A 14,150-nucleotide genomic window follows, 5' to 3' on the forward strand; every position below is an offset into this window, starting at 1 on the left:
CGTGATATGGATTGTTCCCCGTTCTGGTTTCCCACGTTCTTTCCGGATATCTGAAGATTCAATTCCGTGATCAATGCTGTTCCTGATGATATGGAGGATTGGATCACGGATCTCTTCGAGAATTCTGCGATCGATCTCGATCTCTGCTCCTGACAAGAGAACATCAACATTTTTTCCTTTTTCTTTTGCCAGATCACGAGCAGCGCGAGGATACATCTCAAGAAGGGAAGACGCGGGGACAAGGATAACCTGTTTTATCTCATCAATGAGTTCTGTTGTTGCAGTATCCAGAAGATACTGATCTCTTGCAACAGCCCGGGATATTGCAGTCAGTTCACGTTCAAGTGAATGAATGAAGGTATGATTGTATTCAAGAAAGCCTGCAATCCGCTCTATCTCTGATAGATGGGTGATATGAGATCCAATTCCGTTCTGAAATGTATCAGTCCGCAGATGTTCAATATCGGTAGTTATCTGAGTCCAGGCCCATCTCCAGGAAAGAAAATTCTGAAGTAGATCGCGGATAGAAGAAGAACGCTGACTGGATGCAAGCCGGGCTCCGATCAGATCATCAGCACGTGAAAACAGATCTTCCAGTCGTTCAGATGATATTTTTACCATCGGACTGGTTTTTATCGATCCGGAACCTTCACGTTTCCCGAATCCAGGTTCTGATTCGATCGGGTTTTTTTCATCATTTGTATTATGAAGAATATATTCAGGTACCTGAAGACCAGATGAAGCACCATTTTTGGAATCACCCGGTTTGGTATACTGCATATGTTCAGGGTTTTTAGTTTCAGAAATATCGTCCTGAACTGAACCAGAAATTGATGATTGAGTATCCGGTTGAACCCGCGATTCATGATTCTGAATTGGGAATGAAACGGTGTCAGCGGCCATTAGTGCTTTTAACTGCTGGATGAGATCAGCAGTTTTGACACCTGTATCCTGTGATAAGAGTTGCTCAACGGCATGGATTACTGCATGAAATAGATCAAATGAGTCAGGGTTGATGATGAGATTTCCTTTTTTTACCGCAGAAAAGACACTCTCCTGCTGCTGACAGAGGGTTTCAATCTCACGAAGTCCCACAGCACGGGCTGCTCCTTTCAGACTGTGAGTGTCCCTGAAGATCTGTTCAATTACCCGGTTATACTCTTCATTAGAGAGTGAACCCTGTTCAAGAGTCAACAGGCCTGAAGCGATGGCAGTCAGGTGTTCCTGTGCTTCGCTCCGAAATGTCTCAAGGAGCTGAGCCAGGAATTTATCCTCGTTCAGACCCATATATTCCTCCTCATCAGAGTTTAAACCGTTCAGTTATCTGTTTCAGGGTGATACCCAGGTCGTGAAGATCTTTGGCCGTCTTCTCAACCTGCCTGGTGACTTCAAGATTATTCTGGGCAGCTGTTCTGATACTCTCCATTGCAGCAGAGATCTGATCCATTCCTACTACCTGTTCCTGGCTTGATGCAGTAATCTGAATTGCTGCCTTTGCTGCCTCATTGATGTTCTGTGATAGAACTGAAATGGCATCACGTGCTTCACTACTTAATTTCAAACCTATTGCAACGGTTTTTGTCCCCTGTTCAGTAGATATGACTGTCGAACTGATACCACGCTGAATGTCAGTTAAAATTGTCCTGATGTGGGTTGTTGCAAGTTTTGACTGTTCGGCAAGACTCTTGATCTCCTGCGCAACGACCCCGAATCCCCTGCCATATTCACCCGCTTTAGCAGCTTCGATCGAGGCATTAACCGCAAGCAGATTTGATTGCTCAGCGATATCGGTAACTGTTGCAATGATCTCACCGATGGCCTGACTCTGCTCACTGAGTTTGACTACACTACCTGCGATTGACTCCATCTGCTGCTGAATATGAGTCATTCCTGCCAGAATCTCTTCAACTGATTCCTGACCGGTAAGTGCAACCTTGCTTACCGCCTGTGATTTATCAGACACATTCTTGGCTTTGGCATTGGTGATCTCAGTCGTTTTCCTGACTTCTTCAACCGTTGCTGATGTCTCATTCACTGAAGTAGCGGTCTGTGCGGTTCCGGAAGATAACTCTGCAGTGACCGAAAGGATCTCACTTGAGGCAGCAGAAAGAACATTGACTGATTCAAAGAGTTCATCATTGATCATCGCCATCATCCGGGAGAGTTCAATACCTATCTGATTAAGGGCATCCTTAAATTCAACAAAATCCCCCTGGACCTTCAGACTCTCATCTACCCGGGCGCCGAAATTACCTGAAGCAAACTCCTGTGATACTCTCATGGATTCATGCAGAGGTTCGATAACTGCATCCAATGTTGCATTCATTCCCTCCACGATCTTACGATAATCTCCGGAATGACGACCTGGGTCCGCACGTGAAAGAAGTTTTCCCCTGACAGCCAGATCATTCAGTGAACTGGTATCCTCGATCAGAAAATTAATTGCCTGGATACAGGTATTTAAATTATTTTTGAGTTCGTTGAAATCACCGTTATAGGGATCGGTGATAACGGGCGGTATATCACCTTTGGCAATGCGATCAACATACTCAGCTGCCACATTCAACGGATTGATAACTGCATCAAGGGTAGCATTTACTCCCTGGATAATCCTTCTGAAATCTCCCCGATGCCTGCCGGGATCTGCACGAGTACTCAGTTCTCCCTGTACCGCTCCCTCGGAGAGCATTCGTGAATCTTCGATCAGGTTATTGATCGCAACAATACAAGTATTGAGATTTTGTTTGATTTCATTGAAATCTCCGTTATATGAATCAGTGATGACAGGGGGAACATCCCCTTTGGATATACGGTCAACGTACTCGGCTGCTACATTAAGCGGACTGACAACGGCATCAAGAGTAGCATTGAACTTCGTGATGATGACACGATAATCACCCTCATGGGGTGCAGGATCTGCCCGGACTGATAATTCTCCATTGAGAGCAGACTGGGTAAGGACTGTGGTATCAGCAATCATTGCACTAATGGCTTCTCCCATCCGATTCAGTGCTACCCCCAGGGTGCCGATTTCATCGTTACGATGGAAGGATACCCGGGCAGAACAACTTCCTTTTCCAATCTGTTCTGCAACAGACACAACTTCGTTCAATGGAACTGTGATACTTCGGGAGAGAAATACCCCTAACCCTAGTGAACAGAATGCTGCTCCAATAGTGACTATTACAAAAATGATTGATGTAAATGATGCAGTTGCAATGCTGCTCTTTCGAATTTCATCAGCATGTCTGACCGATTGAGAAGTTAGATCATTTATGATGGTGAGAATTTCATTCCGTATGATAACAGGCTTGCTTGATAACGAAAGAGTCTGGATTGCTTCACTCTGCTTCCCGCTATCAGCTGCATCCAGGGTTGGCTGATATGATTGCTCTAATTCTGTCAGGAGTGTTGAAAGCCGATCCAATTGAGTATGATCAGAGGATTCTGCATAATTTTGCTTATATTCGGTGAGGGTTGTTGAAAGAAGAGTAAAAGAACTTGAGATATTTGCTTTCAAACTGGTTCGTTCATCTGGAAAAAGTGTGTATCTCATCACATTGGTTCTGATATTTGCTATCTGGGCATCAATCTGATCCAGGGTATGAACAGGCATGAGCGCTTGTTCGTACAGGAGATCATTATTCCCGGCAATAGCCTGAAGATTTACAACTCCGAACAGTGCGATTGCAAGCATGATCAGACAGATTAAAAGAGAGCCTCCAACCAGTTTAGATCGTATCCGTGCATCATCAATAAATTTCATACAAACCTCTCATCACTTACGAGTATTATCAATCGAACCAGATCCATCTGTTATTCATCTCCGATTACCATGTTGGGATCAGATAGCAGGGCATGGGCATCAATAATCATCAACGGTCCCGGCAGAATCCCGGTAAGGTAGGGTGCACCCTGTCCACGAATGGTTGGTGGAGGTTTTTTAATGAGTATAGTACTGATAGTCATGGTTCTGACAATTGCATCTGCTAATATTCCGAACGTCATGGTACCTCCAGATAAGACAATGATACGATTATAATCAGTCAGCCCTTTCGGGGGCATTCCAAGAACAGTCCGAAGGTCCACAATCGAGAGGACTGAACCATGAAGACTGATAATTCCCAGGATAAATGGAGGTACCCCCGGAACGAAGGTGATCTCTTTGAGGAGCGCAACTTCTCTGATGTACTGCATATCAATGGCATATCGTTCACCTGATAACAAAAATTCCAGTATTTCGATTCCATCTTCTTCGGATTCTTCATCCAGATGAGATACCGCTAGTTTCTTAGCCCGCTGATCAAGAATTTCATCAACAGAACTATTCTCACCATCATATAACGGTTCATGAAACGATCCATCTCCGGGAGTACGATGAGAGTCCATCTCTTTCAGGATGTCACCCCGCTTAGAAGAGTATGAACCATTTCACGGATACGGGCAGCCGGCATTCCCTCCGTCTCGTCTACCAGTGCATCATCAGCCATGGTTGAGAGTAAATCCATTGAGATCTGATAATGTTTACGAGCCTCACGCCTTTGTCCCCGGGATACGAGGATCGTTCCCAGCATCAGATGCGCAGGTATGTAATCAGGTTCAGCATACAGAGCCTGCCGGAGAGACTGAATTGCAGCGGGAAGATCACCCTGGTCCTGCTGAATTACCGCACGAAGATGATAGGCCCCTGAAAAGAGAGGGTTTACTGCGAGAATCCGGTCACACCATCCAAGTGCCCGATCAGTATCTCCCTGATCAGCATACATTCTGGCAAGCATATGCATATCTTTCAATACTATTCCTGCTGGATTGTCAGAACTTTTGAGTAGTTGTTCGGCTTCAGATAATCGTCCAGCCAGTATCAACTGAGCGGGATCCTCTGGTTTTTGTAAACAGAAATCCGTCTCATAACGTCCAGACTGCGACGTCAGGGATTCTGATATCGTCAATTTCGCAGGGATCAGATTTGAAGTATCTGGTTGGGATGGGAGTTCATTCCTTTCTGACAGGTCAGGCAGTAACGTTGCAGATGATATATCGTAAAGATCATCAGTATCAGTCAGGTCTTCGTCAGATGCTGGAATCTCCGATTTCACCGGTAACGTAGAAAATGATAAATTCACAGGTTTCAATTCACCAGGTGGTACTTTCTGAAACAGAAAAACGGAACTTTTTTTGATCTGAAGAAATCCAGGGCGTTGAGCATAACTGATCTCCTGTGGACTTACCACAAACCACCCTCCATCGATGAGAGTACCATTCAGATGATCAACCACGGTTGATGCCAGTTCTGGTGAAAAGTACATCAACACATTCCGACAAAAGATCAGATCCATGGTCATCGTACCGGTCATGGGTGAAGGGTAGTGATCGGTGATGAGGTTCAGTCTCTTAAAGATCACCATCCTCCTGATCTCATCAGAGATCTGAAATCTTCCATCAGATGACGGGTGTACATATCGATCAATTGGTACCGGGGACTCTTCCCTGAATGACCACCGGGAATAGAGGGCCCGTTCTGCTGCATACAATGATCCGGGATTAATATCAGAAGCGAGAATGGTAATATCCCAATCACCGATATCGGGAAGGAGGTACCGGAGGAGCATCGCCAATGAGTATGGTTCTTCACCGGTACTGCATGCAGCACACCAGATCCTCAGATATTTTCCATTCATGCGTCTTGACCGAAACAGGTCTGGAAGCAAGTGGTCCCTGAGTTCGATGAACAGATTTTTATCTCTAAAAAAATAGGTTTCGCCGATTGTGAGTTTTTTTACCAGCGCTTCTTCCAGAGCAGAGGTGCATAAGGGATCCTCAATTGCCTTCATACAGGAAATAGAATCGGTTAGGCCAAGATCCTGACATGCAGTTTCAAAGCCTCGCTGCAGATCTGACATCCGCTCAGGTGCATATGAAAAACCGATCCGTTCATTGACAAACTGAGAGACTCGTCGGAGTTCTTCATAAGATAGCAAGGGAGCCATCAGGATCCCCCACGAGATACCAGTTCAAGAGCGGCTGATAACTGAGTATCTTCGTCAGGAAGTAAGAACCGTTCCGGATCCGGAATGAGGATCATGCCATCAGAAGTCTTTACGACTCCCTGCATTGCAGTCAGGCCTGGTAGAACTGCATCTGCCTGAATCAGATCTTTATCGATATCTCTGACCCCGATTATTTCATCCGCGATCAGTGCAACCAGTCTTCTACTTGTAGCAGTGAGGATCAATACATCGGTAAGATTTGGCTGCCGGACCGGAAGCATAAACCGGTTACGAAGAGAAAAGACCGGAACAATAGTACCGTGATAATTTATTATCCCGGCTACCGCATCCGATACTGCCGGAAGCCGGGTTAACGCTACCATCCTCACTACATGCTCTGCCATCAGTACCGGAACACCAAATTGCCGGTCTGCAACCATGAAGAGGAGGAACTCCGTCATTAATTATGTAATGGTGGTTTTCTCTCTTCATATAGGTTTTTAGTTCCGGTGATACGTTCCGTTCAGATTCCTTTTCCGCAGATTACAAATTTCGCGATGAGGGACTGCATCTGAATATCACTGGAGGCTCCTTCTGACAACCTGAAGTCAGTCTCACCGAGTTGATCGATCATCCTGACCTTTGTTCCTTCAGGGAGATCCCGCTTAACAATCGCACGGTAGAGTTGCCCGATAAGTTCCTGAGGAGCAATTCCCCGGTCGTGTAACAGTTGATCCAGCATTCTTCCGGCTCCTTCAAAATTCCCAGACAGACAGAGCAGAATCAGATCTTCAATCTCATCAGGTCGTGCAGTAGCTGTGATCGCATAGATCATCGCAGGTTCGATAGACCGTTCCAGAATGGCCGCACCTTGCAAGGCATTAATTGCTTTTCGCATATCTCCCTGTGCCACGTAATAGATTGCATCAACCACTTCCGGGCTCACTTCCAGGTGCTGATCGGTAGCGATTCGTGAGACCATCTCAGTAACAGCAGGTTTTGCAAGTGGTCTGAACCGATATATGGCACATCTGCTCTGGATAGGATCAATTATTTTTGAGGAATAATTACAGGAGAGAATAAACCTACAGGTCTGGGCATAGGTCTCCATCGTCCTGCGCAGTGCTGACTGGGCATCATTGGTCAGTGCATCAGCCTCGTCCAGAAAGAGGATCTTAAACGATGAACCGCCAAAAGGTGAAGTTCTGGCAAACTGTTTGATCTGAGTTCTGACAACATCGATACCCCGTTCATCAGAGGCGTTCAGTTCTCTGAAGTTCATCTGCCAGTCATCGCCAAAAAACTCGCGTGCCAGAGCAACTGCTGCGGTTGTTTTCCCAACTCCGGCATTACCGGTAAACAGGAGATGAGGCATCTCACCTTTGTTAACATAGGATGTCAGCCGCTCGATAATATCTGACTGACCAACAATATCAGTCAGTTTCTTTGGCCGGTATTTTTCAATCCATATTGCGTGAGTCTCGTCCATACCAGTGATCCCTATGTATTAGTATTCGTCGTCCTTCGTAATAGAATCATGATTTTTTATCGTAAGAATCAGTGGCTCTTCTTCACCGTTCATAATCCTGATGCAGGACTCACGACTCAGGTACGAGTCCCCATCTTCAGGATCAAGTTCTAATGCCCGATCAAAACAGGGTACGGCCCGGTCATGCTCTCCTGCATCACGAAGGGCATGCCCCCTCATATTCCAGACTTCGGCATTTTCAGGATCTATCTCCAGAGATCGGGCATAAAACAACTCGGCTTTGTCAAAATTATGAAGACATGCCCAGGCATTTCCCAGCGCAGACAATGACGCAGGATCCTGATTGGTATAGAGAGCACATTGCTCAAAGTTCTGCCCCGCTGCATCATCATTCTCAAGATCAAACAGAACCATGCCTTTCCCATACAGATCCCAAAAGTTTTCCCCCTTAAGAGATAGTGCAATGTCATATTCTTGTAATGCAAGTTCACATTTCCCGAGAAAGAGAAGGGCATGAATCTTCCCGTCACGTGCATTGTGATCAGAAGAATCAAGAGAAAGGGCTTTATCGTAAGCAACGCAGGAGGCCTCCCCTTCCCGGTCTGCTATCAGGGAATCACCTAACAGACGCCAGGATTCAGGATTTTCGGGTTCTAATCCAGATGCAAGAGTAAAACTTCTACTTGCATCACGGAATAGACCGGATTCGATCTCTGAACGACCACGGATGATCCATGCGTGATACCACGAATCCGAAAGAGAAGTCGCCTGCCTGGACGCAGTAAGTGCATGAGAAATACCTCCAATTTCCAGAAATATATGTGCCCGTGACAACCATAGACCGGCATCATCAGGTTTTTCTGACAACGCCGCAGTATAACGATCTAGTGCAGTATCAAGATCACCGAGATGTTCATATGCCTCACCGGCAAGAGAGAGTATCTGGGCATCATCCGGGTGTAATCGAATAATTTTTTCCAGATACTGTACTGCCTCCCGATATGAACCATGTTCTGCAAGTAATGTCGCTAGTCGGTATAGACATGGTACTCGGTCACCCTGATGATCAATTACTGTCTGCATGAGGTTGATAGCTTGATCAGTCTCCCCCATCTCAACATAGAGATCAACCAAGGCCAGATCCATATGTTCATCATCAGGAATCCTTGATAACCCTTCTCGCAGCAGATCTATCGCACGGGATGGATTGCCTGTGTGCCAGCCGCATGCCCGTGCTTCAAGAAGATACCAGAGATAATTTTTCGGATCACTCCTGCGGTGATCAGAACAGATCTGAAAAAGTTCATCCCACTGCTCAAGATGATACAAGGCTCTGACCTTTCCTTCATATGCCTCCAGACACTCTGGTTTACCTTCGATAACACGATTAAACGCTTCAACTGCTTCTGTTGGACGGTTTGCAGAGCCAAGTGCTCTTCCAAGATGAAGAGAAATATCGGGTTCATTCGGATTCTGCCGGTAGGCTTCCTCAAAGCAGGGGATTGCATCATCATATTCTCCCTGGATGGCCATAACCAGTCCCTTAAGCAATAGCGGCATATGGCCCGGGTTCTCCAGACGTGACGCAACAGAAAAACAACGGACAGACTGCCTATAATCCTCATTCATCAGCAGGGCAAGACCTTTTTTTAACCATGGAAAGACAACTTCAGGATTGAGAAGAATCAAAGCGTCATAACAGGATATCTCTTCAGTCCGATCCCCCATCTGTTCAAGAACGCGTGCTTTATGATAGAGAACCTGATCTTGTGAAGGATCAATTTCAAGCGCACGGTTAAAAGATCGGATTGCTTCTTTCAATTCACCGTCACGCTGATAACAGAGCCCAATCTGATCCCAGATTGCAGGATTTTCAGGATCAAATACTGAACCCTGGCGAAGTGATTCTTTCGCTTCCCTAAACCGCCCCAGACCGAATAAGGTTACTCCCAGCTCAAACCAGGCCTCTGATGAAAAGGGATGGAGTTTGGTTGCCTGAGAAAAATAGGTGAGAGCACGAGTCAACTCCCCATTCTCAGTTGCAATCATTCCTAGTTGATGATGAACACCCGGAGTATAGGGAGCAACCTCAACAATTTTATTAAATATCGTTCTTGCTTCATCAGAATGTCCCGCCATTCGGAGGGTGAATCCTTTATTAAAAAGAGCAAGAGGTTCTTCAGGTTCATCCTTGAGAATCTGATCGATGCAGGCAATCGATTGATCATACGCCGACCGACGGGCATGTTCAACAGCACGCCGCATGATCAGGTCTTTTTCTTGGTCATCCATAAGCGAACCAGCGCAAATTCAAAACCCGGAGATTAGAGAAGTCATGAGCACGTGGCTATCTCATAAGTCAAGGTCCGGTTATTTGTCTATACTGAATGTGTATAGGCCGGATGTAACTTTTTTGATAAAAAAGAGGGGAGTTAGTTCTCAGAACTTGTTGAATTATCTTCTGAAAGGGAAGAGAAATCAGATTTTGAAAGAGTCGGCTTTGCTTGCACCTTGTTTACTGATGTATTCAGATTCTCAGGAGTGATATTGAATGATTCTGTTTCAGAAGAGGAAGTTGTAGAATTATTCTCCACTGAGGTACTGTTATCTGCAGAACTTCCTTCCTTTCCTGCAAGCTGTTCTTTTAAGTTGATAGCTGCCTCATACGAGGAGTCAAGAGCCAGAGCCTTTTCAACCGCTTCACTAGCTTCTGTGAACTTGCCCAGGTTGTATAATGCACCGGCCTTGTTGAACCAGAGAACAGCCAGGGTCTCATCAAGTTTCAGACCGGAATCAAAGGCTTCGACCGCTTTATCATCCTGACCTAACTGCATCAGAGCCATACCTTTGGAGTTCCAGACACGGGGTTCTGGTTCAATTGTAATTGCTTCATCGTATGATTTGAGTGCATCCTCTGTCTTATTCATATTCCTCTGGATGTTTCCTTTGTTGTACCAGTACTCAGAGGTATCTTTATCGATAGAGAGGGCTTGCTCAATTGCAGCAAGTGCTTCATCATACTTTTTGAGATCATTGAGTGTAGTGCCGTATGCATTCCATGCACCGCTGAAGGTTCCATTCTGTGCAACTGACTGATTAAATGCAGAGGCTGCTGCTTCGGTGTCTCCGTTCTCGGTATTAATAAGTCCAACAATCCACCAGGCATTTGCCTGCATATCAGGTGTAAAAGTATCTGAGGTGAGATTCAGCGCATGCTCCAGGGAATCCTTCGTTTCAGTCAGCTTGAGAAGTTGATACTCATCAAGACCTTTGAAGTACCAGGCATCTGCAAACTCAGGTCTCAATTCAGTAAGTTTGGTAAAGCTTGCGGCTGCATCTTCAAATGAACCCGAATCTCCCTGAATACCACCAAGGAAATACCAGGCATCGGTGAGGTTGCTGTCAATTGTTGTAGCATTAATGAGCTCTTCAATGGCAACTGGATACTGGTTATCTCTGATATCAACACGTGCCTTCCAGTATAATGCATTTGCGAATTCAGGTTTTAATGCAATTGCCTTGTCCAGGGATGTTCTGGCACCAGCAAGATCATTATTCTCAAACTGAATACGACCTTTGTAGTACCATGCATTATGGTTGGTTGCATCCAGTTCAATAGATTTATCAAAATTTTTTGCAGCATCTTCGAGATTGTTGTTGTTAAACTGAATTACTCCTAACCGGTAGTATACTTCAGCATCATTTGCTGCTGTGGTTTTGAAAGGCTCTGCATAATCACCTTTGATACTAAGCAGGGTATTGAAGGAGGTTTCAGACTCATTCTGCTTACCCAGGTAGCCTTCTACATCAGCTTTTGCAAACCAGGCATCTTTATATTCAGGATTGATCTCGACTGCTTTGTTGTATGCTTCTAGACCTTCTTCTAATTTTGCGCTATCCGAACGGGTGACTCCAAGCCAGTACCAGGCACGCTCATTCTTAGGATCTGCCTGAGTGAGTTCCTCAAAGGTCTTTTGAGCAGCTTCACTATTACCGGTGAGCAGATTTGCTATTCCGTAATTAATCTTGACTCCGGTGTCATCAGGAATTAATGAAACTGCCTTTTCAAGAGCCGTTACTGCTCCCGCTGCATCCGGGGGTACCATTCCGTACAGAAGAACAAATCCTACCATAGCCTGAGCATTGCCATATTCTGGATTTATGGTGGTGGCATTCTGGTATGCATAATAGGCATCAGACACATTCCCATTCTGGAAGTATGAACCACCGAGCTTAAACCAGGCAGTAGAATCCTGTGGGTCAAGTTCAACCACCTGCTTGAATGCAGTGATTGCATCTTCCCATTTCTCCTGTTGAATTGATTGGTTTCCCATCTCAAACAATTGAGTAGTAGAGGTATTTTCGGCAGAAGAGACCCCTGCAGTGAGACAAAGCAGGAGTGCCAGTGCCATGATCGACGCAATGTCGCGGATCTTCATGCCTTATATGTCAAAAGTCCTGGACAGATATACTTTCTTATGAAAAAGCAGCAGGTATCAGAAGAACCATCACATCGGTAAGATTATTCCAAGTCACTATTCCATGATGGGTTTAGTCTTGAGATGATCATTTCACACAGATCCGATGCCCCATCCTGGATCAGATATAACTGAACCTTTCGTTTTGACTGAGCAACTTCAAGAATCCGATGATTAACAAGGCAGTTTTCGGGTTCTGATCGTTCATAACATTTTCGTGGGGAGATAGTTCCATAATGCTGATTCATTCGCTGCACCAGGTTCTGACACCACCCAACAAAAGTTACCTTCCCTCCGGTGACTAAAATGTATATGCCGGAACAGTTCCTGAATCTTCCCGGAATACGAAACCTGCAGAAAGGACCTTCACCCCATGCATGAAGCATCAGGCCATTTTTATTTGGGAATCGTTCCCATGGATTAAACTCAGTAATCCCCCCCCGGGAATTGTGATCAGGATCAATTGTCCAGATCAATTCAGGAGTCAGATGGAATTCACGAGAAAGATCCTGGAGCGTTGGCTCATGTCCTGCGGCCATTACTTATCCATGGGGAGAAACTGCTATAGTTATTTCTCATAGCCACAGGATCATTACACCTCAATTGAACGTTCCCCATTATCAGAGATAGTCTTTATCATGCACTACGAAGAATAATGTTCGAGGTGATATGCCATGTGCTCTGTGGGCGGGCCAATGGATATCGAACTTGAAGATCGATTAAAAGCCAAAACATACCGGTGCAACGATTGCAAAGGATCCTTTAAAGGGATCGGTAAAAATATTATCTGTCCATCCTGTGGATCAGACGACGTAACCGAAGCGGCATGATAATTCCGGTTACAGATTCCGGATTGCTGATTCAGGCTCCTTCATCTTTTCTGTTAATTGGAATTGTACAGAAACCCTTCATGCTCTTCATTGAAACGACCAATGACGAGTACTGCCAATTTTTAAAGTTGGGAGAACTCGTTGTAGTATCTGCTCCGGAAGGTGGAACTGTACGCCAGGCATTAATCCTCCTGGAACTTGTTATTATCTGGCACACCCCACTCCTGGTCCTCCCATCCGGCCATCCCGGCTCTTCCCGATTTACCATGGTCGTTTCTGCAGGTGACCGGATTACCATGAGTTGTACTATTGAGCGTGGCACTCATCCTGAACAGACGGTAATTTGCTCATCAGATGAGTTGGCAGGTATGGAACTCTCATCCCACCCTGAAGGAATTGAACTACACAACATTCCATCAGGAGTAAACTTTTTTAAAATCTCATCTGATGGAAATCAGGAACTGATCAAACCATTACAATAATAAAGAAACAGTAATATCTCGAGTACCTATCATGTATCTACCAACGGAGATAACGCATGAAATCTGAATCATTCAAATTTTTTGGGTATACCCTTCTAATTCTTATGGGTATTTGCTCCGTATCTGCATATGGGGATATACCAGTGAAACCAGAGATTCAGGACAATATTTCGCTACCTGATAACATAAGTACGGAAACTCTGACCGATCCTATGCAGAATATCTCTTCCACCATATCAACGAATGGAACCATTATTTCTGTTGATAAAAAACCCGGACCAAACCAGACCTTATCATTTGATCAAACAAAAACAAAAAACCTCACGGAAGTTACTCCGGACCATAGAAACTCGGTTGATGAGACTGATAATCAGGCCACTGTTAATCAAACCGTGAATGAATCATCCTACCGAACAGTAGGTGATATCATCAAAGCAAAAGACTGGAAGGCTCTAGGAGAGTATCAGTGTAAAATGAAGGCAGAAAACCCGGCATATTTTGATGATTCAGGCCCTACATTCGAAGATCAGGAGGCAAGATGGAATCAGTATTTTAATCCACCTCCACCGGTTGTTTACTATTCCTGTTGTGGATAAAAGAAAAGTTCACTTTTTCGGTCCGGACCAAGTTTTTGAAAAATTTTATTATTCGATTGTTTCACGCTGATACCATACCAGCGTTGCCGCAATGACATCATGAAGACCCTGGTGATATCTGGTATATCCGATACAGAGAAACCCTGAGAAAAACAGGATTCCTGATATAAACTTGCCAAAGTGACGAAGGGTTGCCCTCGCAAAAGTCAGCGGTTTCCCATGTAAATCAGATACCATCACCCGACAGGCCATTTTTCCCAGTGTTGCCTGATTTTTGGATGATTCGAG

At 45.0% G+C, this 14,150-nt stretch carries 13 protein-coding genes; 3 read left to right on the top strand and 10 right to left on the bottom strand.

Going from position 1 to position 14,150, the window contains the following annotated elements:
• From LUQ50_RS00400 to LUQ50_RS00440, 9 genes are all read right to left on the bottom strand, one after another.
• A partial coding sequence (locus tag LUQ50_RS00400; protein ID WP_300034456.1) for an Hpt domain-containing protein occupies positions 1-1,287 on the bottom strand: 1,287 nt, incomplete at its 3' end.
• A 13-nt stretch (positions 1,288-1,300) separates the two neighbouring features.
• Positions 1,301-3,766 carry a methyl-accepting chemotaxis protein gene (locus tag LUQ50_RS00405; RefSeq protein ID WP_300034459.1) on the bottom strand — a complete coding sequence of 822 codons (2,466 nt, stop codon included), beginning with the start codon at positions 3,764-3,766 and terminating at the stop codon, positions 1,301-1,303.
• Between the two features lie 50 nt (positions 3,767-3,816).
• A complete protein-coding gene (locus LUQ50_RS00410; protein WP_300034462.1) occupies positions 3,817-4,389 on the bottom strand; it encodes a chemotaxis protein CheW in 573 nt (190 codons plus the stop codon).
• A 5-nt stretch (positions 4,390-4,394) separates the two neighbouring features.
• Complete coding sequence (locus LUQ50_RS00415) at positions 4,395-5,987, bottom strand: CheR family methyltransferase (protein ID WP_300034465.1); 1,593 nt, start codon at positions 5,985-5,987, stop codon at positions 4,395-4,397.
• The gene (locus tag LUQ50_RS00420; RefSeq protein WP_300034468.1) at positions 5,987-6,448 is read right to left on the bottom strand and encodes a chemotaxis protein CheW; all 462 of its coding nucleotides are present in this window, start codon (positions 6,446-6,448) and stop codon (positions 5,987-5,989) included. Before LUQ50_RS00420 ends, LUQ50_RS00415 begins: the two co-directional genes overlap by 1 nt.
• 62 nt (positions 6,449-6,510) lie before the next feature.
• The gene (locus LUQ50_RS00425; protein ID WP_300034471.1) at positions 6,511-7,476 is read right to left on the bottom strand and encodes a replication factor C small subunit; all 966 of its coding nucleotides are present in this window, start codon (positions 7,474-7,476) and stop codon (positions 6,511-6,513) included.
• A gap of 18 nt (positions 7,477-7,494) precedes the next feature.
• Positions 7,495-9,768, bottom strand: a complete 2,274-nt coding sequence (locus LUQ50_RS00430; RefSeq protein ID WP_300034507.1) for a tetratricopeptide repeat protein — start codon at positions 9,766-9,768, stop codon at positions 7,495-7,497.
• Between the two features lie 140 nt (positions 9,769-9,908).
• Positions 9,909-11,915 (bottom strand): tetratricopeptide repeat protein, encoded by a 2,007-nt coding sequence (locus LUQ50_RS00435; RefSeq protein WP_300034510.1) that lies wholly within the window; start codon positions 11,913-11,915, stop codon positions 9,909-9,911.
• A gap of 83 nt (positions 11,916-11,998) precedes the next feature.
• On the bottom strand, positions 11,999-12,493 hold the full coding sequence (locus LUQ50_RS00440) for a hypothetical protein (protein WP_300034513.1): 495 nt from the start codon (positions 12,491-12,493) through the stop codon (positions 11,999-12,001).
• 135 nt (positions 12,494-12,628) lie between these two features.
• Here LUQ50_RS00440 and LUQ50_RS00445 point away from each other — a divergent pair, with 135 nt between their 5' ends.
• The 3 genes from LUQ50_RS00445 (at position 12,629) to LUQ50_RS00455 (ending at position 13,862) form a co-directional block, all read left to right on the top strand.
• Positions 12,629-12,784, top strand: coding sequence for a hypothetical protein (locus LUQ50_RS00445; RefSeq protein WP_300034516.1), 156 nt, complete (start codon positions 12,629-12,631; stop codon positions 12,782-12,784).
• Between the two features lie 80 nt (positions 12,785-12,864).
• Positions 12,865-13,266, top strand: a complete 402-nt coding sequence (locus LUQ50_RS00450; RefSeq protein ID WP_300034519.1) for an alpha/beta hydrolase — start codon at positions 12,865-12,867, stop codon at positions 13,264-13,266.
• A gap of 143 nt (positions 13,267-13,409) precedes the next feature.
• On the top strand, positions 13,410-13,862 hold the full coding sequence (locus LUQ50_RS00455) for a hypothetical protein (protein WP_300034522.1): 453 nt from the start codon (positions 13,410-13,412) through the stop codon (positions 13,860-13,862).
• Between the two features lie 48 nt (positions 13,863-13,910).
• Here the strand turns inward: LUQ50_RS00455 and LUQ50_RS00460 are convergent.
• On the bottom strand, positions 13,911-14,150 hold a 240-nt coding region (locus LUQ50_RS00460), incomplete at its 5' end, for an RDD family protein (protein ID WP_300034525.1).

It is taken from the genome of Methanospirillum sp., assembly GCF_028679455.1.
In the GTDB taxonomy this organism is placed as follows: domain Archaea; phylum Halobacteriota; class Methanomicrobia; order Methanomicrobiales; family Methanospirillaceae; genus Methanospirillum.

Excerpts from the sequence above, each read along its gene's own strand:
- LUQ50_RS00405 (WP_300034459.1), bottom strand. The coding sequence starts at position 3,766 with ATGAAATTTATTGATGATGCACGGATACGATCTAAACTGGTTGGAGGC.
- LUQ50_RS00410 (WP_300034462.1), bottom strand. The coding sequence starts at position 4,389 with ATGGACTCTCATCGTACTCCCGGAGATGGATCGTTTCATGAACCGTTA.
- LUQ50_RS00415 (WP_300034465.1), bottom strand. The coding sequence starts at position 5,987 with ATGGCTCCCTTGCTATCTTATGAAGAACTCCGACGAGTCTCTCAGTTT.
- LUQ50_RS00420 (WP_300034468.1), bottom strand. The coding sequence starts at position 6,448 with ATGACGGAGTTCCTCCTCTTCATGGTTGCAGACCGGCAATTTGGTGTT.
- LUQ50_RS00425 (WP_300034471.1), bottom strand. The coding sequence starts at position 7,476 with ATGGACGAGACTCACGCAATATGGATTGAAAAATACCGGCCAAAGAAA.
- LUQ50_RS00430 (WP_300034507.1), bottom strand. The coding sequence starts at position 9,768 with ATGGATGACCAAGAAAAAGACCTGATCATGCGGCGTGCTGTTGAACAT.
- LUQ50_RS00435 (WP_300034510.1), bottom strand. The coding sequence starts at position 11,915 with ATGAAGATCCGCGACATTGCGTCGATCATGGCACTGGCACTCCTGCTT.
- LUQ50_RS00440 (WP_300034513.1), bottom strand. The coding sequence starts at position 12,493 with ATGGCCGCAGGACATGAGCCAACGCTCCAGGATCTTTCTCGTGAATTC.
- LUQ50_RS00445 (WP_300034516.1), top strand. The coding sequence starts at position 12,629 with ATGTGCTCTGTGGGCGGGCCAATGGATATCGAACTTGAAGATCGATTA.
- LUQ50_RS00450 (WP_300034519.1), top strand. The coding sequence starts at position 12,865 with ATGCTCTTCATTGAAACGACCAATGACGAGTACTGCCAATTTTTAAAG.